The sequence below is a fragment of the Pseudomonas sp. PS01301 genome, assembly GCF_029960215.1.
Lineage (GTDB): Bacteria > Pseudomonadota > Gammaproteobacteria > Pseudomonadales > Pseudomonadaceae > Aquipseudomonas > Aquipseudomonas coleopterorum.
Genome location: NZ_JASCPM010000018.1, coordinates 37,428 through 58,318 on the forward strand (window position 1 = coordinate 37,428; position 20,891 = coordinate 58,318).

The 20,891-nt window shown below is 62.0% G+C and carries 19 protein-coding genes; 8 read left to right on the forward strand and 11 right to left on the reverse strand.

The genetic code is table 11. From position 1 onward, the window contains the following. Positions 1-5 precede the first annotated feature (5 nt). The 3 genes from ybeY to miaB form a co-directional block, all read right to left on the reverse strand. Positions 6-506: an rRNA maturation RNase YbeY gene (gene ybeY, locus QMX89_RS11725; RefSeq protein WP_090360534.1), complete on the reverse strand. Its 501-nt coding sequence runs from the start codon at positions 504-506 to the stop codon at positions 6-8. Beyond that, positions 499-1,506 (reverse strand): PhoH family protein, encoded by a 1,008-nt coding sequence (locus tag QMX89_RS11730; RefSeq protein WP_090360532.1) that lies wholly within the window; start codon positions 1,504-1,506, stop codon positions 499-501. The genes ybeY and QMX89_RS11730 overlap by 8 nt, the downstream gene beginning before the upstream one ends. 149 nt (positions 1,507-1,655) lie before the next feature. Beyond that, positions 1,656-2,984: a tRNA (N6-isopentenyl adenosine(37)-C2)-methylthiotransferase MiaB gene (miaB, locus tag QMX89_RS11735; RefSeq protein WP_043192685.1), complete on the reverse strand. Its 1,329-nt coding sequence runs from the start codon at positions 2,982-2,984 to the stop codon at positions 1,656-1,658. 133 nt (positions 2,985-3,117) lie between these two features. Here miaB and QMX89_RS11740 point away from each other — a divergent pair, with 133 nt between their 5' ends. Further along, positions 3,118-3,444, forward strand: coding sequence for a DUF1820 family protein (locus tag QMX89_RS11740; RefSeq protein ID WP_043192686.1), 327 nt, complete (start codon positions 3,118-3,120; stop codon positions 3,442-3,444). A 24-nt stretch (positions 3,445-3,468) separates the two neighbouring features. On the opposite strand, the gene QMX89_RS11745 is transcribed toward QMX89_RS11740, so the two are convergent. The 4 genes from QMX89_RS11745 to QMX89_RS11760 form a co-directional block, all read right to left on the reverse strand. Beyond that, complete coding sequence (locus QMX89_RS11745; RefSeq protein WP_049860857.1) at positions 3,469-4,023, reverse strand: tetratricopeptide repeat protein; 555 nt, start codon at positions 4,021-4,023, stop codon at positions 3,469-3,471. Positions 4,024-4,338: 315 nt separating this feature from the next. Then, complete coding sequence (gene hemL, locus QMX89_RS11750) at positions 4,339-5,622, reverse strand: glutamate-1-semialdehyde 2,1-aminomutase (RefSeq protein WP_049860858.1); 1,284 nt, start codon at positions 5,620-5,622, stop codon at positions 4,339-4,341. 17 nt (positions 5,623-5,639) lie between these two features. After that, complete coding sequence (gene thiE, locus QMX89_RS11755) at positions 5,640-6,266, reverse strand: thiamine phosphate synthase (RefSeq protein WP_090360520.1); 627 nt, start codon at positions 6,264-6,266, stop codon at positions 5,640-5,642. Between the two features lie 34 nt (positions 6,267-6,300). Continuing rightward, the gene (locus tag QMX89_RS11760) at positions 6,301-7,098 is read right to left on the reverse strand and encodes a hydroxymethylpyrimidine/phosphomethylpyrimidine kinase (protein ID WP_049860860.1); all 798 of its coding nucleotides are present in this window, start codon (positions 7,096-7,098) and stop codon (positions 6,301-6,303) included. A 310-nt stretch (positions 7,099-7,408) separates the two neighbouring features. Between QMX89_RS11760 and QMX89_RS11765 the strand changes: the two genes are divergently transcribed. The 3 genes from QMX89_RS11765 to QMX89_RS11775 all read left to right on the forward strand — a co-directional run bounded on the left by QMX89_RS11765 (position 7,409) and on the right by QMX89_RS11775 (position 12,069). Continuing rightward, a complete protein-coding gene (locus QMX89_RS11765) occupies positions 7,409-9,835 on the forward strand; it encodes a hybrid sensor histidine kinase/response regulator (protein ID WP_282348295.1) in 2,427 nt (808 codons plus the stop codon). Positions 9,836-9,915: 80 nt separating this feature from the next. After that, positions 9,916-11,385 carry an AMP nucleosidase gene (gene amn / locus QMX89_RS11770; protein ID WP_049860862.1) on the forward strand — a complete coding sequence of 490 codons (1,470 nt, stop codon included), beginning with the start codon at positions 9,916-9,918 and terminating at the stop codon, positions 11,383-11,385. 117 nt (positions 11,386-11,502) lie between these two features. Further along, positions 11,503-12,069 carry a pseudouridine synthase gene (locus QMX89_RS11775; RefSeq protein ID WP_161804300.1) on the forward strand — a complete coding sequence of 189 codons (567 nt, stop codon included), beginning with the start codon at positions 11,503-11,505 and terminating at the stop codon, positions 12,067-12,069. 124 nt (positions 12,070-12,193) lie between these two features. Here QMX89_RS11775 and QMX89_RS11780 read toward each other — a convergent pair whose 3' ends face one another. After that, positions 12,194-12,673, reverse strand: a complete 480-nt coding sequence (locus QMX89_RS11780; protein ID WP_043192694.1) for an Lrp/AsnC family transcriptional regulator — start codon at positions 12,671-12,673, stop codon at positions 12,194-12,196. 474 nt (positions 12,674-13,147) lie between these two features. Here QMX89_RS11780 and QMX89_RS11785 point away from each other — a divergent pair, with 474 nt between their 5' ends. Then, positions 13,148-14,161, forward strand: coding sequence for a DUF6515 family protein (locus QMX89_RS11785; RefSeq protein WP_282348299.1), 1,014 nt, complete (start codon positions 13,148-13,150; stop codon positions 14,159-14,161). 310 nt (positions 14,162-14,471) lie between these two features. Here QMX89_RS11785 and QMX89_RS11790 read toward each other — a convergent pair whose 3' ends face one another. From QMX89_RS11790 to QMX89_RS11800, 3 genes are all read right to left on the reverse strand, one after another. Next, the gene (locus QMX89_RS11790) at positions 14,472-15,341 is read right to left on the reverse strand and encodes a cation diffusion facilitator family transporter (protein WP_282348300.1); all 870 of its coding nucleotides are present in this window, start codon (positions 15,339-15,341) and stop codon (positions 14,472-14,474) included. A gap of 8 nt (positions 15,342-15,349) precedes the next feature. Next, positions 15,350-15,769 (reverse strand): polyribonucleotide nucleotidyltransferase, encoded by a 420-nt coding sequence (locus QMX89_RS11795; protein ID WP_282348301.1) that lies wholly within the window; start codon positions 15,767-15,769, stop codon positions 15,350-15,352. Between the two features lie 220 nt (positions 15,770-15,989). Beyond that, complete coding sequence (locus QMX89_RS11800; RefSeq protein WP_282348302.1) at positions 15,990-16,349, reverse strand: helix-turn-helix domain-containing protein; 360 nt, start codon at positions 16,347-16,349, stop codon at positions 15,990-15,992. Between the two features lie 150 nt (positions 16,350-16,499). Here QMX89_RS11800 and gstA point away from each other — a divergent pair, with 150 nt between their 5' ends. The 3 genes from gstA (at position 16,500) to hrpB (ending at position 20,281) form a co-directional block, all read left to right on the forward strand. Further along, entirely contained in the window at positions 16,500-17,129 is a 630-nt protein-coding gene (gene gstA / locus QMX89_RS11805; RefSeq protein ID WP_282348304.1) for a glutathione transferase GstA, read from the forward strand. 113 nt (positions 17,130-17,242) lie between these two features. Further along, positions 17,243-17,680 carry a YqaA family protein gene (locus QMX89_RS11810; RefSeq protein ID WP_282348306.1) on the forward strand — a complete coding sequence of 146 codons (438 nt, stop codon included), beginning with the start codon at positions 17,243-17,245 and terminating at the stop codon, positions 17,678-17,680. Between the two features lie 78 nt (positions 17,681-17,758). Beyond that, entirely contained in the window at positions 17,759-20,281 is a 2,523-nt protein-coding gene (hrpB, locus tag QMX89_RS11815; RefSeq protein WP_282348308.1) for an ATP-dependent helicase HrpB, read from the forward strand. Positions 20,282-20,891 lie beyond the last annotated feature (610 nt).

The following is a 20,891-nucleotide window of genomic DNA, read 5'->3' on the forward strand; positions in this document are numbered from 1 at the left end:
GCCCTTTACTCGTGATCCTTGCCAATTGCTTTGGTGGGGGTGTCGTCGACGTCTTCGTCGGCGGCATAGGGGTCCGGATGACCCAATTCTGCTAGCAACTCTCGTTCCAGCGCTTCCATTTCCTCGGCCTCATCGTCGTCGATGTGGTCGTAGCCCAGCAGGTGCAGGCAGCCATGCATCACCAGGTGCGCCCAGTGTGCGTCCAGAGCTTTGCCCTGTTCGGCGGCCTCGCGCTCGACTACCGGCACACAGATGACCAGGTCGCCCAGCAGCGGAATGTCGAGCAGGTCGTCCGGCACGTCTGCGGGAAATGAAAGCACGTTGGTTGCGTAATCTTTGTGACGATAGGTGAGATTCAGCTCGCGGCCTTCGGTTTCATCGACCAGGCGGATGGTCATCTCCGAATCGGCGCTGCGCTGGCGCAACGCCAGTTCGCACCAGCGGCGGAACTCGGCATCGCTCGGGCCAGGCGTGGTGCTGGCCCGTTGCAGGTCAAGCTCAAGCATCGCGGCGTTTGTCCCCGGCCTCGTTGACGGTGGCGGGCTGGGCGTCGAAACGCTCGTAGGCCTCGACGATGCGCTGCACCAGCGGGTGACGAACGACGTCCTTGGGCATGAAGTGGGTGAAGCTGATGCCCGGAACGTCCTTGAGCACTTCGATCACCTGGCCCAGGCCTGACTTGGTGCCCTTGGGCAGGTCGACCTGGGTGATGTCGCCGGTGATCACCGCGGTCGAGCCGAAGCCGATGCGGGTCAGGAACATCTTCATCTGTTCCACGGTGGTGTTCTGGCTCTCATCGAGGATGATGAAGCTGTTGTTCAGGGTGCGTCCGCGCATGTAGGCCAGTGGCGCGATCTCGATGACCTGTTTTTCGATCAACTTGGCGACGTGTTCGAAGCCGAGCATTTCGTACAGCGCGTCGTACAGTGGACGCAGGTAGGGGTCGATCTTCTGGGCCAGATCGCCGGGCAGGAACCCGAGCTTTTCGCCCGCTTCCACGGCAGGGCGCACCAGAAGAATGCGTCGAACCTGCTCGCGCTCCAGCGCATCGACGGCAGCGGCCACGGCCAGGTACGTCTTGCCGGTACCGGCCGGGCCGATGCCGAAATTGATATCGTTGGCCAGGATTTCCTTGACGTAGCGCTGCTGATTCAAACCGCGCGGCTTGATCATGCCCTTGCGGGTACGCAGCGCCACCGGCACTTCGCCCGAAGCCGGGTTGTCCAGCTCCTCGACGGCCGATTCCTGTAAAAACAGGTGAACGGTGTCGGGGGACAACTCGGTGGCCTTGGTTTCCCGGTACAGGCGGCGCAGCAGGTTTTCCGCCGAGCGCGTGTGCTGGGCGTCGCCGATCAGTTCGAACTGATTGCCACGGTTGCGAATTTCGATTTCCAGGCGCTGTTCGATCAAGCGCAGATGCTCGTCGAATTGTCCGCACAGGTTGGCGAAGCGGCGAGCCTCGAAAGGCTCGAGCAAGAAGCGATGTGGTTCGATAGGTGCGTTCAAGGTCGTATTCGGCCGCCCGACGGCAATTGAAATGAGTCCAAGGATAACCCCTGTCAGGGGCGGGGCGAAAGGGGCGAGCGGCGAATGGCGCTCGCCGCCTCCTTGTAGGAGCGGCCATCGGCCGCGCAGGGTTCGCCGTGGTGCGGCTGTCAGGCCAGCAGTTCACCACGCAGGGAGTGGGGCCGGGCCTCGGCGATGTGGATGTCGACGAACTGGCCGATCAGTCGGGCATCCGAGCAGGTGAAGTTGACGATACGGTTGTTCTCGGTACGCCCCTGCAACTGGCCCGGATCCTTGCGCGAATAATCGGTGACGAGGATGCGCTGGGTGGTCCCGACCATCTGCCGGCTGATCTCGAACCCTTGCTGATTCAAGCGATGCTGCAAGGCATCCAGGCGCTGTTTCTTCACCGCCTCGGGCGTGTCATCGGCCAGGTCGGCCGCAGGTGTGCCGGGCCGCTGGCTATAGATGAAGGAATACGAGAAATCCATGCCCACGTCGGCGACCAGTTTCATGGTCTGCTCGAAGTCCTTCTCGGTCTCGCCGGGGAAACCGATGATGAAGTCCGAACTGATGCAGATGTCCGGCACCGCTGCCTTGAGCTTGCGCAACTTGGACTTGTATTCCAGCACCGTGTGCCCGCGCTTCATCGCGGCCAGCACGCGGTCCGAACCGGACTGCACCGGCAGATGCAGGTGTTTCACCAACTGCGGCACTTCGGCGTGGGCCAGGATCAGGCTGTCGGAAAACTCCAGCGGGTGCGAGGTGGTGTAGCGGATGCGCTCGATCCCGTCGATCTGGGCGACCACGCGGATCAGCTCGGCCAGATCGGCCAGGCGACCGTCGTGGGTCTGGCCTCGGTAGCCGTTGACGTTCTGGCCCAGCAGGGTGACTTCGCGCACGCCGTTGTCGGCCAGGTGCATGACCTCGGCCAGAACGTCGTCGAAGGGCCGGCTGACCTCTTCGCCACGGGTATAGGGCACCACGCAGAAGGTGCAGTATTTGCTGCAGCCTTCCATCACCGACACGTAGGCGGTCGGTCCGTCGATACGCGGTTCGGGCAGGTGGTCGAACTTCTCGATCTCGGGGAAGGAAATATCCACCTGCGGCAGGCGGGTGATGCGCGCTGCGTCGATCATCTCGGGCAGTCGGTGCAGGGTCTGCGGGCCGAACACCACGTCGACGTAGGGCGCGCGGTCGCGGATGGCCTCGCCTTCCTGGCTGGCCACGCAGCCGCCCACGGCGATGACCATTTCCGGCTTGGCCAGCTTGAGCTCGCGCCAGCGACCCAACTGCGAATAGACGCGGTCCTGGGCACGCTCGCGAATAGAACAGGTATTGAGCAGAATCACGTCGGCATCTTCGGCGCGGGCCGTGACTTCCAGGGCTTGATGTTCACCCAGCAGGTCGACCATGCGCGAGCTGTCGTACTCGTTCATCTGGCAGCCGTGGGTTTCGATGTAAAGCTTCTTGGCCATTAGGTGATCATCAAGTGGTTCAAAGAACCGCGCATTATAGTGTCCGTGGTCGGTGGTTCCTAGCATTGCCTGTCGGGCGGCTATGCTATAGTTTTCGCCCTCTTTAAAGCTCACGACCTTGTATCTGCCGACGATGACCAAACGCGAAGCTCCAATCTACAAAGTGATTTTCCTCAATCAGGGCCAGGTATTCGAGATGTACGCCAAGCAGATCTACCAGAGCGATCTGTGGGGGTTTCTGGAGGTCGAGGAATTTGTCTTTGGCGAGCGCACCACCGTGGTCGTCGACCCCAGCGAAGAAAAGCTCAAGGCGCAGTTCGAAGGCGTCACGCGCAGCTTCGTGCCGATGCATTCGATCGTGCGGATCGATGAGGTCGAGCGTCTCGGTACGCCGAAGATCAGCGAGGCGCGCATGACTGGCAACGTGATGCCCTTCCCCATGCCGATGCCCGACAAGTAACCGCTCGCCGGACAGCGACCGGGCTCAGGGCAGGGGGGCGAAGGGCGAGCGGCTGCCGCCGTCGGCGGTCTGCAGTTCGAGCAGGTATTTGCGGAAAATCTGCCCCAGCACCTGGGTGGCCACTTCGAGGTCTTCGCGGCGCATCTGCCCGGACACCTCGTCGGCCACGTCCAGCGCATCCTCAGCGCCGTTGACCGCGGCCATCTTCAGTACGATGTAGGCCTGGATATTGTTGGCCGCCACGCCCTCACCCTTGAAGAACATGGTCCCCAGGTGATACTGCGCTTCGGCATGGCCTTGCAGGGAGGCCTGTTCAAAATAGCTCAGGGCCTGATTGAGGTCGCGCTCGGTGCGCGTGCCGTCGTAGTAGAACTGACCCAGCTCGAATTGCGCCTGCGCGTCGCCGTCCTTGGCCGCCTGCTGACAGGCAGCCAGCGCTGCGGGCAACGCCTGGGCAGAAGTATTGAGGGTGCAGCGACCCACCGCCGGGATCAACAACGAATTGCCGCCTGCGGTAGCCATTAGCGGCTGAAGAAGCAACAGGCAGCCCAATGCAAGGGCGCGGCCGGTGCGGTTCATGGGGATCGACTTACCTCTGCGGAATGCGGGCGGACCCGACGTGGAAACGTGGCGGGTGCTGCATTATGAAATAAGCGGGGGGGCGGTTACAAAGTCTTTACTCGTTTTTCTGCGATATCGTCCAGATGGTCAGACTTCACAGGGACAAGCGGCCGTTGGAAGGCGCGATCATGTGAACGGCTGGAAGGGGTGACAAGGCTATCTGTAGGAGCGGTCAGTGGCCGCGAAAGCTCATGCGCGGCAAATCTGACACTGCGCGGTGAATTCTTCGCGGCCACTGACCGCTCCTACAGGATGGCTATTCCCGGTTTGGACTTACTTCAGCGCGGCGAACGCTTTCTCGGCAGCATCCAGGGTGATCTTCAGTTCCGCATCGCCGTGGGCGATGGAGGTGAAGCCTGCTTCGAACGCGCTCGGCGCCAGGTACACGCCGCCGTCGAGCATCAAATGGAAGAAGCGCTTGAAGCGCTCGGCATCGCTGCTCATGACGTCTTCGAAGGTGACGATGTCGTCGGCGCCGCTGAAGTACAGGCCGAACATGCCGCCCGCCTGGGTAGTCACGAACGGGATGCCTGCGGCATCGGCTCGCTGCTGCAGGCCATCGAGCAAGCGGGCGGTGTAGTCGCTCAGCTCGTCATGGAAGCCCGGACGGCTGATCAGGTTCAGGGTGGTCAGGCCGGCGGCCATGGCCAAGGGATTGCCCGACAGCGTGCCAGCCTGGTAGACCGGGCCCAGCGGCGCGATGTGCGACATGATCTCGCGCTTGCCGCCGAAGCAGCCCACGGGCATGCCGCCACCGATGATCTTGCCGAACGTGCTCAGGTCCGGCGTGACGCCGTAGTACGCCTGGGCGCCGCCCAGGGCCACGCGGAAACCGGTCATCACTTCGTCGAAGATCAGCACCACGCCGTACTGGTCGCACAGGCGACGCAGGCCTTCCAGAAAACCGGGTGCCGGCGGTACGCAGTTCATGTTGCCCGCCACGGGTTCGACGATGATGCAGGCCACCTCATCGGCGACGTCGGCCAGCATCTGCTCCACTGCAGCGATGTCGTTGAACGGCAGGGTCAGGGTATGTTTGGCGAACGCCGCCGGCACGCCGGGCGAGCTGGGCACACCGAGGGTGAGGGCGCCGGAGCCGGCCTTGACCAGCAGGCTGTCGGAGTGGCCGTGGTAGCAACCTTCGAACTTGATGATGCTGTCGCGACCGGTGAAACCACGGGCCAGACGAATGGCACTCATGGTCGCCTCGGTGCCCGAGCTGACCATGCGCACCATTTCCATGGACGGCACGATGGCGCAGACCAGGTCGGCCATCTGGGTTTCCATTTCGGTCGGCGCGCCGTATGACAAACCATGTTCGAGCTGCTTGCGCACGGCGTCGAGCACGTCCGGATGGCTGTGACCCAGAATCATCGGCCCCCAGGAACCGACGTAGTCCACGTAGCGCTTGTCGTCTTCGTCGGTGACATAGGCGCCGGCAGCGTGCTTGAAGAACAGCGGCGTGCCGCCGACGCTCTTGAAGGCACGCACGGGCGAGTTGACGCCGCCGGGGATGTGCTTCTGGGCATTGGCGAACAGGGTTTCGGAACGGGACATAAATGAGCTCTCTAGCATCAGGCAGTTTCGAACAACGCGTTCAGGGCGCGGGCGCGGCGGGTGACTTCCTGGGCCGTGTCGGCGCCGAACAGCGCATGCACTACGGCCAGCAGGTCGGCACCGCAGGCCACCAGCGGCGCAGCGTTGTCCAGGGTGATGCCGCCAATGACGGCAATCGGCAATTTCAATTCGGCCCGCGCCTGGCCCAACAGTTCAATGCTGGCAGGCGATGCGTCGGGCTTGGTCTGGGAGGCGAAGAAGCGGCCAAAGGCGACGTAGCTGGCGCCTTCGCGGGCCGCCTGGCGCGCCAGGTCGAGGTTGGCATGGCAGGTGCTGCCGATGATCGCCTTGCGCCCCAGCAGGGCGCGGGCTGGAGTCAACGGGCCATCGGTCTGGCCCAGGTGCACGCCGACGTTGAGTCGCGCCGCCAGTTCGGCGTCGTCGTTGATGATCAGGTGCGCCTTGTAGCGCTCGCACAGCTGACGCAGTTTTTCCGCTTCGCGCAGGCGACGGGCTTCGTCGTTGCTCTTGTCACGGTACTGCAGCAGCGTGATGCCGCCATCCAGGGCGGCCTCGACGTACTTGAGGAACTTGCCGGCCAACAGCTGGCTGTCGGTGATGGCGTAGACGCCACGTAAGTTCATCGCTTGGGCCTCGGGCAGGGGGCGGAGATTTGGCTCAAGAGCAGAAATCCAGGGGCAGGCGACGGGGCACGAATTGCCCGTGGCCCAGTTGCTCGGCGTCGCGCAGGGTACGCCAGGTGTAGTCGAGGGCCGACTGCACGGCGCTTTCCAGGCCTTCGCCCAGGGCCAGGCGACCGGCCAGAGCACTGGCCAGGGTGCACCCGGAGCCGTGGTAGCTGCCGGGCAGGCGCTGGCAGGTGAAGGTGCGACGGCTGCCGTCGCGGCTGTACAGGCGGTTGTGCACTTCGTGCTCGTCGCCGTGGCCGCCGGTGATCAGCAGGTGCTTGCAGAACGGCAGCAACTTTTGCGCGCATTCGTCGGCGCTGCCCTCGGGCAGGTCGGCGAGGATGCGTGCCTCGGGCAGGTTCGGCGTGGCGATGGTGGCCAGCGGCAGCAGCCGCTCGCGCATCGCATAGCCGACCTCGTCCTTGCCCAGGCTGCCGCCACCGCCGGCGCGCAACACCGGGTCGCAGACCATCGGCAGATGAGGGTGGGCCGACAACAGCTCGACCACGGTCGCGACCATGTCCACCGAGCCGAGCATGCCCAACTTGACCGCCGCCACCGGCGAATCGCTGAGCACGGCATTGGCCTGGGCCAGGATCCATTCGCGGTCGAGCACACGGAAATCGCTGACGTTGACGGTGTTCTGCACGGTCAGCGCGGTAACCGTCGGCGCGGCATGGCAGCCCTGGGCAAGCAGGGCTTCGATATCTGCCTGCAGGCCGGCGCCGCCACTGGGGTCGTGGCCGGAGAGACAGAGGACAACGGGGCGGGAGCTATAGATATTCATGGTGCGCGAGCTTATCACGGCGCACGGCGTTGTAGCAGGGCTGCAAGCGCTGGGCAGGGTGCCCTGATGACTGGTTCGATGGACAGGGTTCGCGCTTTGTACGGTGCCTCTGTATCATATTGACATTACACTCTGACAGGTTCCGAAAGCAGTGGCCCAGAGCCGACTGAGGGAACATTGCGCACCGCCCGTCGTGCACGCAGACGCTGTGCTAGAGTCATTCGATATCGATAACAGGCTGTGCCGATTGCATCGAACCAAAGGGAATGGGGGCTTCCCGATGCGATCAGGTGTGCCACGCTGGGGCTGTATGCGCTATTTGCTTATCCTGATCATGGCTTTGCTGCCCATGCTGGCGTGTGCAGTCGACTTCGACGAGACCACGCGCAGCCTTGCGCTCGGCCGCTCGATGCAGGTCTACGAAGACGTGGCCGGCGATGCGACCATCGAGCAGATCACCCGCGACCTGGCCCCGGCCTTCCGTCAGCACCATGCCGACGTGCTCAATGCGGGCTATTCGAAGTCGGTGTTCTGGCTGCGTATCGATCTGCGCTATGTGCCGCGTGTCGACAGATCACCCCATAGCTGGCTGCTGGAGCTGGCGTATCCGCCGATGGATCACCTGGAACTGTACCTGCCCGATGCCGCCGGCCAGTACCACTTGGTGCAGCGAACCGGCGATGCGTTGCCGTACGACAGCCGCCAGATCAAGCAGAACAACTACCTGTTCGAAGTGCCTTTCCAGCCCGATGAAGCCAAGACGGTGTACCTGCGCCTGCACAGCCAGGGCTCGGTCCAGGCGCCGGTAAGCCTGTGGTCGGCCAATGCGTACCTGGAGGCGCAGCCTTCACGGCTGTACGTGCTCGGGCTGATCTACGGCGTGCTGCTGGGCATGCTGGTGTACAACCTGTTCATCTTCCTCAGCGTGCGCGACCGCAGCTATCTCTACTACATCGTCTATATCGCCTCATTCGGGCTCTACCAGGTGTCGGTGAACGGCGCCGGGGTCGAGTATTTCTGGCCGAACAACCCGTGGTGGGCCAACGCCGCCACGCCGTTCTTCATCGGCGCGGCCGGGTTCTTCGGCTGCCTGTTCTCGCGCAGTTTCCTACAGACCGCCCGCCACAGTCGTTGGATGGATCGACTGCTGATCGGCCTGATGGTGTACGGCGCCGTGGTCATGGCGCTGTCGCTGTCGACCAGCTACGCCTTGGCGTTGCGCCTGGCCACCGCGCTGGCGTTGTGTTTCACCGTAGTGATCTTCACCGCCGGTATCGTCGCCTGGTTGCGCGGCATGCGCCTGGCGCGCTATTTCATCATTGCCTGGAGCGCGTTCCTGCTGGGCGGCATCGTCAACACCCTCATGGTGTTGGGTTACCTGCCCAATGTGTTCATCACCATGTACGCCAGCCAGCTTGGCTCGGCGCTGGAGGTCGGCCTGCTGTCGCTGGCGCTGGCCGACCGCATCAACGTGCTGCGCGACCAGCAGGCACAGACGCTCAAGGAAGCCGGGCTCAAGCTTGAACTGGCGAACCAGGAGCTGGCGGCGAGCAATCGCCTGAAGGATGAGTTCCTGGCTACTGTCACCCACGAACTGCGCACGCCGATGAATGGCGTGATCGGCTCGCTGGAACTGATGCAGACCGTACCCATGGGGCCGGAGCTGGCCCAGTATCAACACACTGCGGCAGGCTCGGCGCGGGACATGATGCGCATGGTCGACGACATTCTGATCCTGACCGAACTGCAGGCCGGGCGGCTCTATCCGCGCAACGAGCCGTTCAGCCTGCAGGCGTTGCTCGACAGCATGCAGATGCAGTTCAGTCGCCAAGCCCATGCCAAGGGGCTGGCGTTCACCGTCGAGCGCGCCGCGGGGTTGCCCGATCGTCTGCGGGGAGACGTCAAGAAGCTCGCGCTGTGCCTGGCCTGCCTGATCGACAACGGCATCAAGTTCACTCGCGAAGGCAGCGTCAACGTGCGGGTCAGCGGCGGCGAGCCGCAGGACGATCACCTGCAGGTCGTCTTCAAGGTCAGCGACAGCGGCATCGGCTTCACGCATCGTGATGAAGAGACGCTCTATCAGCGCTTCTACCAACTCGATGGTTCCATGACCCGCGAATACGGCGGGCTGGGCATCGGTCTGGCGATCTGTCGGCAGTTGGCCGAGCTGGTGGGTGGTCAACTTCATCATCAGTCCGAGCCCGGACGTGGCAGCTGTTTCGAATTCAGCGTGCGTCTGGGGGTGGTCGAAGCCCATCCGGGCCGTGCCTTGAGCACCAGTGCCGGTGCCTTCGGTACCCAGCGCGCCGCCCACGAATGCACCGTGTTGCTGGTGGACGACAACAGCGTCGACCAGTTGGTCGTTCGCGGCATGCTGCTCAAGCTCGGCTATCGGGTACGGACCGCCGAGGACGGTTCAGGCGCATTGGCCCTGCTGGCGCGCGAGCGGTTCGATGCGGTGCTGATGGAGTGCAGCCTGCCGACCCAGAGCGCCCTGCAGACCATCCGCGCGCTGCGCAGCCTGCCAGGGTGCGAGCGGCTGCCGGTACTGGCGATCATCGATGTCGGCCAGCAGGGGCAGCGCGAGCGGTGCCTGGAGGCAGGTGTGTCGGTGTGTCTGGCGCGTCCGGTGCGCTTCGAAGAACTGCAGGCGCTGTTGCATGGCTGCGTCCTCGCTCAGCCCAAGCCCCTCTCGGTGCTGGCTGCAGATGCTCCGACTGGAGCGGCTCCGGCATAACCCGGGACGTGTCACGGGGGTGCCTTTCATCGGCATTGCAGGCAAGATGCAAGACTGCCAGATCAGCCAGGACATGCCCCATGAGTAATGCCCCAGACTTCGTAGTTGTGGAAACTGCCGAACAAGCCGTGGATCGGTTGGCGGAGCTGCACGAACGGGCCACCCGCGCCCTGAGCCAGGCACTCAAGCGCTACCTCAAGGATCGCAGCGAGCCGGATGCGGCCGAACGTGACCTGTTCCGCTACCCCGAACTACGCCTGACCTACGCCTACAACGGCGAATTGCCGGCCATCACCCGCGCCTACGCCAAGGTCAACCTGCCCGGTGTCTATTCGGTGACCGTGACCCAGCCTGCGGCCTTCCGCGGCTATCTGCTGGACCAGTTGCGGCCCTTGATGCGCGACTTCGCGGTGACCATCGAAGTCGGTGTCAGCGAACAGAACATCCCTTACCCCTACGTCGTCGACCAGGGCGACGAGCTGGCCGGCAGCGGTGTGACCGCCGCAGCGCTGGCGCGAGTGTTCCCCAGCACCGACCTGTCCGCCGCCACCGACGGTATTGCCGACGGCCTGTACGATTGGGCCACGGCCGATCCGCTGCCGCTGGCGCTGTTCGATGCCGCGCGGGTGGATTTCTCCCTGCGCCGTTTGATCCACTACACCGGCAGCGACTGGAAGCATGTGCAGCCCTGGATCCTGCTGACCAACTATCACCGCTACGTCGACCAGTTCGTCACCCACGGCCTGGAGCAGCTGCGCAACGACCCACGCTTCGTGCGCCTGGTGATGCCGGGCAACGTGATCATCGAAAAGAGCATGGACAACGGTGAGGCCCAGGCGCTGGTGGCCAGCGTGGTCTGGCACCGCTACCAGATGCCGGCCTACCACCTGATCGCCGAGGACGGCGATGGCGTGACCCTGGTGAACATCGGCGTCGGCCCGTCGAATGCCAAGAACATCACCGACCACCTGGCCGTGTTGCGCCCGCATTGCTGGTTGATGATCGGCCACTGCGGTGGCCTGCGTCAGTCGCAGACCATAGGCGACTACGTCCTGGCCCACGCCTACATGCGCCAGGACGGGATTCTCGATCGGGTCCTGCCGCCCAACATCCCCATCCCGGCCCTGGCCGAAGTGCAGCTGGCCTTGCAGGAAGCGGCGGCGCAAGTCACCGGCGAGCGCGGCGATGACCTCAAGAAGCGCCTGCGCACCGGCACCGTGCTGACCTACGACGACCGCAACTGGGAACTGCGCTGGGCCCAGGAGCGGCCGCTGATCAACCTGTCGCGCGCCGTGGCGGTGGACATGGAAAGCGGCACCATCGCCGCCCAGGGCTATCGCCTGCGGGTGCCCTACGGCACCTTGCTGTGCGTGTCCGACAAGCCGCTGCACAGCGAGATCAAGCTGCCGGGTTCGGCCAACGCCTTCTATAACCGTGCGGTCAGCCAGCACCTGAACATCGGCATCGCTGCCTTGAACCTGCTGCGCAGTCAGCTCAATTCGCTGCACTCGCGCAAGCTGCGCAGTTTCGACGAGCCGCCGTTCCGCTGACAGGTTTGCCGTGGCGGGCAAGGGCCTCTAGCATGAGCGCTCTTGCCCGCACGAAAGCCTTTTGTCATGCCTTTGCCTCCTCGCTCCAAGCAACGTCCCGCCGCCGGTAAACGCCGCGTGGCCAAGGCGCCACCTGCCCAACCTCGGCTGGTGCTGTTCAATAAGCCGTTCGATGTGCTGACCCAGTTCAGCGACGGTGAGGGGCGCGCGACCTTGAAGGATTTCATCGACATCGCCGGGATCTACCCAGCCGGCCGTCTGGACCGCGACAGCGAAGGGCTGTTGTTGCTGACCAACGATGGACAACTGCAGGCGCGCATCGCCGACCCGAAGCACAAGCTGGCCAAGACCTATTGGGTGCAGGTCGAAGGCGTGCCCGACGAAGCGCAATTGCAGCGTTTGCGCTGCGGGGTGGAACTCAACGATGGCATGACCTTGCCCGCCGAGGCGCGGTTGCTGGATGAGCCGGACCTGTGGCCGCGCGATCCGCCCGTGCGCTTTCGCAAGAGCGTGCCGACCCATTGGTTGGAACTGGTGATCAAGGAAGGACGCAACCGTCAGGTGCGGCGCATGACGGCGGCGGTAGGCCTGCCGACCCTGCGTCTGGTACGGGTGCGCATCGGCGACTGGAGCCTCGAGGGCCTGGGACAGGGCGAATGGCGCGAGGTGCCCGCCAGTCTGTAGCAGGCCCCGCCCCCTGTGGGAGCGGGCTCTGCCCGCGAGGATCTGCCCGCCTGCCTCCGGCCCAGCCCCTTGTGGGAGCGGGCTCTGCCCGCGAAGATCTACCCGCCTGCCTCAAGCCTCAACCTCAGCTACGCAGATGAGTCAACGGCAGTTCAGTGCTGGCCATGACCTGGTTGAGCACGAAGCTGGAACGTACGCTGGTCACCCCTTCGATCCGCGTCAGGTGGCCCAGCAGCAGCTTTTGATAGTGGTCCATGTCCGGCACCACTACCTTGAGCTGATAGTCGGCATCCATGCCGGTCACCAGGCTGCATTCGAGCACCTGCGGCAGTCCGCGGATGGCCGCTTCGAAGGTTTCGAAACGTTCCGGGGTGTGGCGGTCCATGCCGATCAGCACATAGGCGGTCAGGCTCAACCCCAGTTTCTTGCGGTCCAGCAGAGCGACCTGGCGGGAAATGTAGCCGTCGTCTTCGAGCTGCTTGACGCGCCGAGAGCAAGGCGACGGCGAGAGACCAATGCGTTCGGCCAGTTCCTGGTTGGAAATGCGCGCGTCGCGCTGCAATTCAGCCAGGATGCTCAGGTCATAGCGATCAAGTTTGCTCATCAAATCTGCCTTCGTGTTTTTGCGTTGCGGCAAATTATCCATCCGAAGGCAAAAATTGCGCAAGTGCTGTGTAAATCAGCAATGTTCGCAATCGGCTGCTGCACCTGCGGCGCTATAGTTATCCACAGAATCACTGCCCGGACATGAGTCCACTGCGATCCGCTCAATCAGGCGGGTTGCGGCCACCACCCCCACCGGGGTTGCGCTGGCCCCCGGGCTGCACACTGCCCAGAAGGCGGCGTGAGGTGAGCCGACGTCACAAGCGTCGAGCAGGGACAGAGTTCGAAAGAGGAGGCCGACGGGTCTCCTTTTTTTTCGCCTGCGAAACGGTGGTGAGTGCGGCGCAGTGGGTCAGTCATGAAGTGGCTGCTTGTGCCGATAACCTGTGCAGGTCCCTGACGGGATCTTCACAGAACCGCGTTCGGGTTTGTCAGTCTGATGATCAGTAGCTCCCCTTATCTTGCGAGGAACAGCATGAAATCGCCCCTCTGGCGTCTGGCCGGTGTCGCTGCGCTCTGCCTGGCCGTAGGCGCGCCGGCGTATGCGGAAGGTCCGCAGGATCAGTTGCGCGGCAGCTCCAACGGCGGCCAGCGCGGGCCGGGCGGGGGCAACGCCGGGCCGGGTCGGCAACCCGGGGGTGGTCAGTATCGGCCGCAGCCCGGTGGCAATCAGGGCCAGTGGCAAGGGCGGCCTGTGCAGGGCAATCAGGGGCAGTGGCAAGGCCGGCCAGGCGGCAATTCGAACCAGTGGCAGGGCAACAGGCCGGAACAGGGTCGCCCAGAACAGGGTCGCCCCGAAGGTGGCCAGCAGGACAATCGGCCGCCGATCATCGGCAAGCCTGACGAAGTGCGCCAGACTCAGGCGCCGTTACGGGGCAGCTATCCGGACCTGCGTCGCGACAACGACCGGCGCTGGGAAGGCGGTCGTGATCGCTGGCCCGGTGAGCACGGTGGCGGTTGGGGCCCCGGCCCGCAGTATCGTCCGGGGCAGGTGATCGACCGTTTCCCCGGCCAGAATTATCGCGTGCCGTATCGAGGCCAGGATTATTACTATTCGGGTGGGTATTGGTACCGACCCCAGGGCCCGCGGTACGTGGTGATCGAGCCACCGCGCGGCGTTCGAGTGCGCGTGCTGCCCGATTACGCGCAGCGCATGTGGATCGGCAGTTCGGTGTTCTTCGTGGCGGCGGGGACGTACTACCAATGGGTCGATAACACCCAGGAATATGTAGTGGTGAATCCGCCGGTGAATGCCAGCATTCCACAGCCGGCGCCGACCTTGACCAGCTACGACGTCGCGGCGTATCCGGCCCAGGGCCAGAGTCCGCAGCAGATTGCCCAGGATCAATACGAGTGCAAGCGCTGGGCCGTGGAACAAAGCCGCTTCGACCCCGCCAGCGCCACCTATGCGCCATCGCCCGAAGTGGTCAGCGTGTATCGGCAAAGCCTCGCCAACTGCTTCGCGTCACGCGGCTACACGGTGAATTGATCGCGTACCGACGCAGCTTGCGCCGCAGCCACAAGGCACCGCGTTCTGCCTGACACACCGTATCCACCGCCGACGCGGCTCGCGCCGCTGCTACAGGGGGCGTGTGTTTACGGGATGCCGCGATCCCCTGTAGCAGCGGCGCAAGCCGCGTCCGGGGGACCGCGTTTTTTCAGCCGGACCGTATTCGCCGCCGACGCGGCTCGCGCCGCTGCTACAGGGGGCGTGTGTTTACGGGGTGCCGCGATCCCCTGTAGCAGCGGCGCAAGCCGCGTCCGGGGACACTGCGGTTTTGCAGGCTGACCGCATTTCTTCAAACGGGATCGGCGTGAACGAGGACTTCGGCGCGTGGATACTGGCTTTCGATGGCCGCTTCCACGTCCTCGCAGATGCCGTGGGCTTCGGCCAGCGACAACTGCCCCGGCAATTCCAGATGCACCTGCACGAACCAATGGTTGCCCGACATGCGCGTGCGCAGATCATGGGCGCCCAGCACCCCCGGTACGTTGCACGCCAGCGCCAGCATTTGCTCGCTGACATCCAGCGGCAGCTCCTGGTCCATCAGGATCGCCGTGCTTTCGCGGGCGATGTGCACCGCACTCCACAGAATGTACAGCGCAATGCCCAGGCCAAAGAAGGCATCCAACTGCGGCCAGCCATAGCTGGCCAGGACCAGCGCCACCAGGATGCTGCCGTTGAGCAGCAGGTCCGAACGATAATGCAGCGAGTCCGCACGCACGGCCGTCGAACCGGTTTCGCGGATGACCTTGTATTGCAGGGCCAACAGTGCCACGGTCAGGGCCAGGGAAAGGATCATCACCGCGATGCCCACCCCCGCAGCGCCCAGCGGCTGGGGATCCTGCAACTGCTTCCACGCCTGATAACCGATCAGCACGGCGCTGGACCCGATGAACAACGCCTGGGCCATTCCCGCCAGGGCCTCGGCCTTGCCGTGCCCATAACGGTGATCGTCATCGGCCGGGCGCAGCGCATAGTGCACCGCTAACAGATTGAGAAACGACGCTGCACCATCGAGCACCGAATCGGTCAGCCCCGCCAGCAGGCTCACCGAACCACTGGGCCACCAGGCCACGGCCTTGGCCACGATGAGAATGCTGGCCACCGCCAGCGACGCCCGTGTCGCGAGGCGAAGCAGGCGTGCATGTTCCTTGCTGGTTGGCATCGCAATCCTTAAGCGGCGGGCTTCAGACCATACATGGCCAGCTGTTCGACACTGCCCTTGTGCTGGATCAGGCGTGGATCGTCGAGCGGCAGGCTGCGACCCAGTTCGGTTTCAAGAATGGCCTGCAGTTTCAGGTTGTCCACCTTGCCATCGCGACCGACCGCTGGCTGCAGTTTTTCCGGCGAAATCTGCGCGGTCTTACCGTCGTTGAGGTAGATCGCGCCCGTGGCGAAGTCCACGCCGAAGGCGATCAACCCGGGAATCACATAGAACAGGATACCGATGGCATCCAGCGCCGCCACGACCGGGTCGATACGGCCTTCGATCTGCCCGCGCCGATCGGGCCAGAACAAGGTGCCGCAAGCGGTCAACTGGGTCATCAGGGCAGCGGCAACGGCGCCGCAGAGCAAACGTTGATGAATACGCATGACAATCTCCGCAAAATAAGCTGCAACGATACAAGCAAATGGTCGAGCGGAGTAGATGGGGCGTACCTCCCAGAGACTGCAACACAAGGTCGTGCTAGCGCTCGATAGAAGGCTCGTCATGCCGAGATGATGGTGGTCGAGCCCTTGAATGTTCGGTCGGCGCTGAAAACGGCTCAACCGAAAACCATCGCCCATCATGCAAGAGCATGCGCGAACAGAATCAATCCGCCATGGCCGCATCAGTGGGAATCTCACTGCCAACAGACTCGCGCCCTTTGACCCATAGCCCAAAGTGTTTCATGACCTCGACTACAGGCTCCAAGCGCCGTCCCTCAACGGTGAGTTCATATTCAACCGTGACAGGCACGGTGGGAAATACAGTGCGTTTCACAAGTCCAGCTTCCTCAAGCGCACGTAAATCCAAGGTCAGCATTCGTTGCGAGATAGCGGGGATGTCTCGCCTGAGCGCACTGAAGCGCTTCGGTCCATCGAGCAGGTAGGACGCAATGAGCAGTCGCCAGCGCCCACCGAGCAGGCGCATCGCTTCTTCGACAGAGCAGCCTGACAGGTTGTCTTTCATGGTCTGCATCCTCGGACAATAGAGGTATATTTTTTGTACCTATACTACAAAATAGTGCGTTCTTCCTATTTTATACCGCGCTCCTAGAATGAGCTGGTGCTGTCTGCAGGTGGAAATCGACAGCGCTCACTCACGCTCTGGAGTCTGCACATGAAGCTGTATTACATCCCCGCGTCTTGTTCCCTGTCTCCCCATATCGTGCTCAATGAGCTAGGTCTTGATGTTGCACGGATCAAGGTCGATCACAAGAAGCACCTGACCGAATCAGGCGACGATTATTTGAAAATCAATCGCCTTGGCTACGTGCCTGCACTCGAACTGGACGACGGAACCCTTCTGCGCGAAGGTCCAGCCATCGTGCAATATCTGGGTGACCTGAAGCCGGAGCTTGGACTCGTTCCCGGCCATGGCACCCTTGATCGATACCGGCTTCAGGAGTGGCTGAACTTCCTTTCCACCGAGATCCACAAAGGCTACATTCCGCTGTTGTACTCGACACTGGCCGGTCGATACGTAGACAGTGCGAAGCCAAAGTTGGAGAAGCGCTTCGCCTGGATCGATGAGCAGTTGACCAGCAAGCCCTACCTCATGGGTGATCACTTCACCGTGGCTGACGCCTACCTGTTCGCGTTGACAGGCTGGGGGCAGGCCGCGTGGTTGACCAGCTATTACAAAGCCGACATTCACTTCGACGATCTGCATAACCTCCGTGCCTGGTATAACCGGGTCAAGGTTCGTCCAGCGGTTCAGAAAGCGTTGCGGGAAGAAGGTCTTGTGTAAAAGCAGACATTGGCCGATTCGAGCACAAGAGCAGCAACATGACGCAGGTATCACTGAGCAGGGCGACCGGTCTCCATGGCTGGATCGGCCCGAACCTGTAAGGCAAGTCCTCGATGTTTGAACTCACCAGTTACCTGGGTCTTTTCTTGGCAGCGTTCGGTGCCGCCACGTTGCTGCCGATGCAGTCCGAGGCGGTGCTGGTTGGCATGTTGTTGTCCGATCGCTACGTCATTTCGACCCTGTTGGCGGTCGCCATAGTCGGTAATGTACTGGGCTCTGTACTGAACTGGGTGCTGGGCCGCTGCGTTGAAAGATTCCGCCACAAGCGCTGGTTTCCAGTGAGCGAGGCAAAGCTCGCAACGGCCCAGCAGTCCTATCTGCGCTACGGGCACTGGTCGTTGTTGCTGAGCTGGGTGCCGATCATTGGCGATCCGCTGACCGTCGTTGCCGGCATCATGCGCGAGCCTTTCTGGCGTTTCCTGCTGATCGTCACCCTGGCCAAAGGCATGCGTTATCTGGTGCTGGCCGCCGTGGCGCTGGGGTGGACATGACGGCTGCGCATGGGGAACCGAGTGCGCCCGTCGGCCTGCCGTAGCTTGTATAATTGCGGCACCACTGCCGGAGAGACCATGACCTCGTTGCCGATTGACGCCGCCTTGCCGGCTCTCCTCAAAGCCCTTCACGATCGCAATGAAGCCGTGCTGCAAGCGCCGCCCGGCGCCGGTAAAACCACACGCGTTCCGCTCGCGCTGCTGGATCAGTCGTGGCTGGCGGGACAGACCATCGTCATGCTCGAGCCCCGTCGACTGGCCGCTCGCGCAGCAGCAGAACGGATGGCAAAGGAACTGGGCGAGGCGGTGGGCGAAACGGTCGGTTATCGAATCCGTCTCGAGAGCCGCGTTGGTCCCAGGACTCGAATCGAGGTGGTGACTGAAGGGATTCTTGCACGCAGGCTGCAGGACGATCCTTCGTTGGATGGCGTGGGTGTAGTCATTTTCGACGAGTACCACCTTCGAAACCTTGACTCCGACCTTGCACTGGCTTTATGCCTGAGTGGCCGGGAACTGCTGCGTGATGAGCTTCCGCTGAAGCTGCTTTTGATGTCCGCCACGCTGGAAGGCGCTCGTCTTTCAAAGGTGCTGAATGATGCGCCTGTGGTCACCAGTGAAGGGCGGATGTATCCGGTGTCGACGGTCTGGGGTATCCCCTATCAACCGGGTGACCGTATCGATGCGCGAGTCACAGACACCTGCTTGTCTGCCATCGACGAGCAGTCCGGAAGCGTTCTGGTTTTCCTTCCTGGGCAAGCAGAGATTCGGCGGGTGGCAGAGACCCTCAAGGAGGAGCTGAGCAGTCGTCCAGACGTGATTGTGTGCCCGCTGTACGGTGATCTCGATTTGAACGCCCAGCGTGCGGCGATAGATCCGGCACCTAAAGGCTCCCGAAAAATCGTACTGGCCACGAACATCGCCGAGACTAGTTTGACTATCGAGGGCGTCAGGGTCGTAGTGGACAGCGGTCTTGAGCGAGTACCGAAGTTCGATCCTCGCAGTGGAATGACCCGACTCGACACACAGCGTATCTCGAAGGCCAGCGCTACTCAGCGAGCAGGGCGGGCAGGGCGATTGGAGCCAGGTGTCTGCTATCGCCTATGGTCGGAATCGCAGCATGAGCAAATGGTGGGCTACAGCACCCCTGAGATCCTGCAGGCGGATCTCGCCGCTCTGGCACTCCAGTTGGCCCGGTGGGGAATGAAGCCGGAAGAGATGACCTGGCTCGACCAACCTCCTTCAGCTCCTTTCGGCCAAGCCAGAAACCTGCTGAAACGCCTGGGTGCACTCGACAATGCTGGACAGCTCACACCACACGGTTCGGCGATGAGCGAGCTCCCAGCGCATCCACGTATCGCTCACATGCTCATCAAAGGCAATGCGATGGGCTTGGATGACTTGGCGTGCAACATCGCTGCGTTGCTGGGTGAAAAGGACATCCTGCGTGGAGCAGGTGCCGACCTTCACACTAGGCTGAGTGCCTTGTCAGGCGAGCAACATTCACGTCGTAGTGGTGGTTCCCTCCAGCGTGTGAAGCAGTCTGCGCGGCAGTACCGATCCCTCCTGCGTGGAAAGGCCTCCAGCCCTGTCAGCGAGCCCGATCACCCAAGATGGGTAGGATGCCTAATGGCGTTCGCCTACCCTGATCGAATCGGCCTGCAGAGACGTGCAAGTGCATCTGAGTACCGTCTCTCCAACGGTCGGGCTGCCGTGTTCTCAGAGCCCGATGCTCTCACCAGGAACGAGTGGCTGGTGGTAGCCGACCTGGGTAGCCGGCAAGGGCAGCGTGAGGAGCGGATCTACTTGGCGAGTGACCTCGATCCCTCCTTGTTCGATGACGAGCTTTCTGATCTTGTGAGGTCTGTCGATGAGGTTGAATGGGACGAGCGGGAAGGTGTGCTCAAGGCTGACAGGCAGCTCAAGGTAGGGCAGCTCATCTTGTCGACGAAAGCCCTGCCGAGTCTTGATGAGCAAGCCCGTTCGCTGGCCCTGGTCAACCTGGTGAAGCGCAAGGGCATTGAGCTTCTGCCGTGGAACCCTGAGCTACGGCAGTGGCAAGCGCGGGTCGACCTATTGCGTCAGTTGGATTTCCAGAATGGCCAGGCAGGAAATAAATGGCCTGATCTGAGCGATGCCAATCTACTGGACACACTGGAAGAGTGGCTCACACCATACTTGGGCAAAGTCACGAGGCTCAGCCACTTCAGCCAGCTGGATCTATCTTCGATAGTCAGAAATCTCCTGCCGTGGCCGCTTCCACAGGAGCTGGAGACCCGCGCGCCTCAGGCAATCCAGGTGCCGTCCGGATCGAATATCCGTATCGACTACTCGCAGCATCCGCCAATCCTCGCAGTGCGGTTGCAGGAGCTGTTTGGCCTGGCAGAAACACCACGCATCGCTCAGGGCAAGCAGCCGCTTATCCTGCATCTCCTGTCGCCAGCCCGCAGGCCAGTACAGGTTACACAAGATCTCGCAAACTTTTGGCGTAGCACCTACTTGGAAGTGAAGAAGGATCTTAAGGGGCGGTACCCAAAGCACTATTGGCCGGAAGATCCATTGGTGGCTGAGGCGACTTCTAGAGCCAAGCCTAGAAAATCTTGAAGGGCGAGCAGAATTTTGAGCGTGTTTGCCGATCAGCTGTCTGAAACAAATCGCCCGAAGCGCTTTGGCTTTTCGTGTTTTCGTTCTCGCACATTGGCCCACTAAGCCGGCGCGTTTCAATTGATTCTCAATGTATTGCTTAGGCTAGACAGCTATTGCTTAAAAGCTAGCTGCCCACGCAGCTAATTGGCCGGAAAGGGTGGTTCGTCGTATATCTCGTCGGACAAAACTTTTCGAGTCCTATTTTTTGTGCGCCAGATCATTGATCTAAAATATCTTCTAGTAGTGTAGTTGGCGTGTCTAATTGTTTGTCAGGGCTTTCTAGTTTGCGTTTTTGAATATATCTAATTCATAAAAAAACTATGAAAGCTGGCCTTTTGAAACAAATTAATTTGGATGGTGGATGCACTTGATGCAAGTGCCTGAGGAGTTTGGATTTGCTGACATCAAGGCTGCTTCGATGGTAAAGATTAAAGTTGTTTTGGATTTGCGAGAGGGTGCTTCAAGCCTTCAGTGGTTTTTTATGCTGTGTCCTGTTAGGTGCCTGAAGAAATTATTTTATGCTGCTGGTGTCATTGGGGATGTTGTGTTGCAAGAAGTCTGTAGCTTT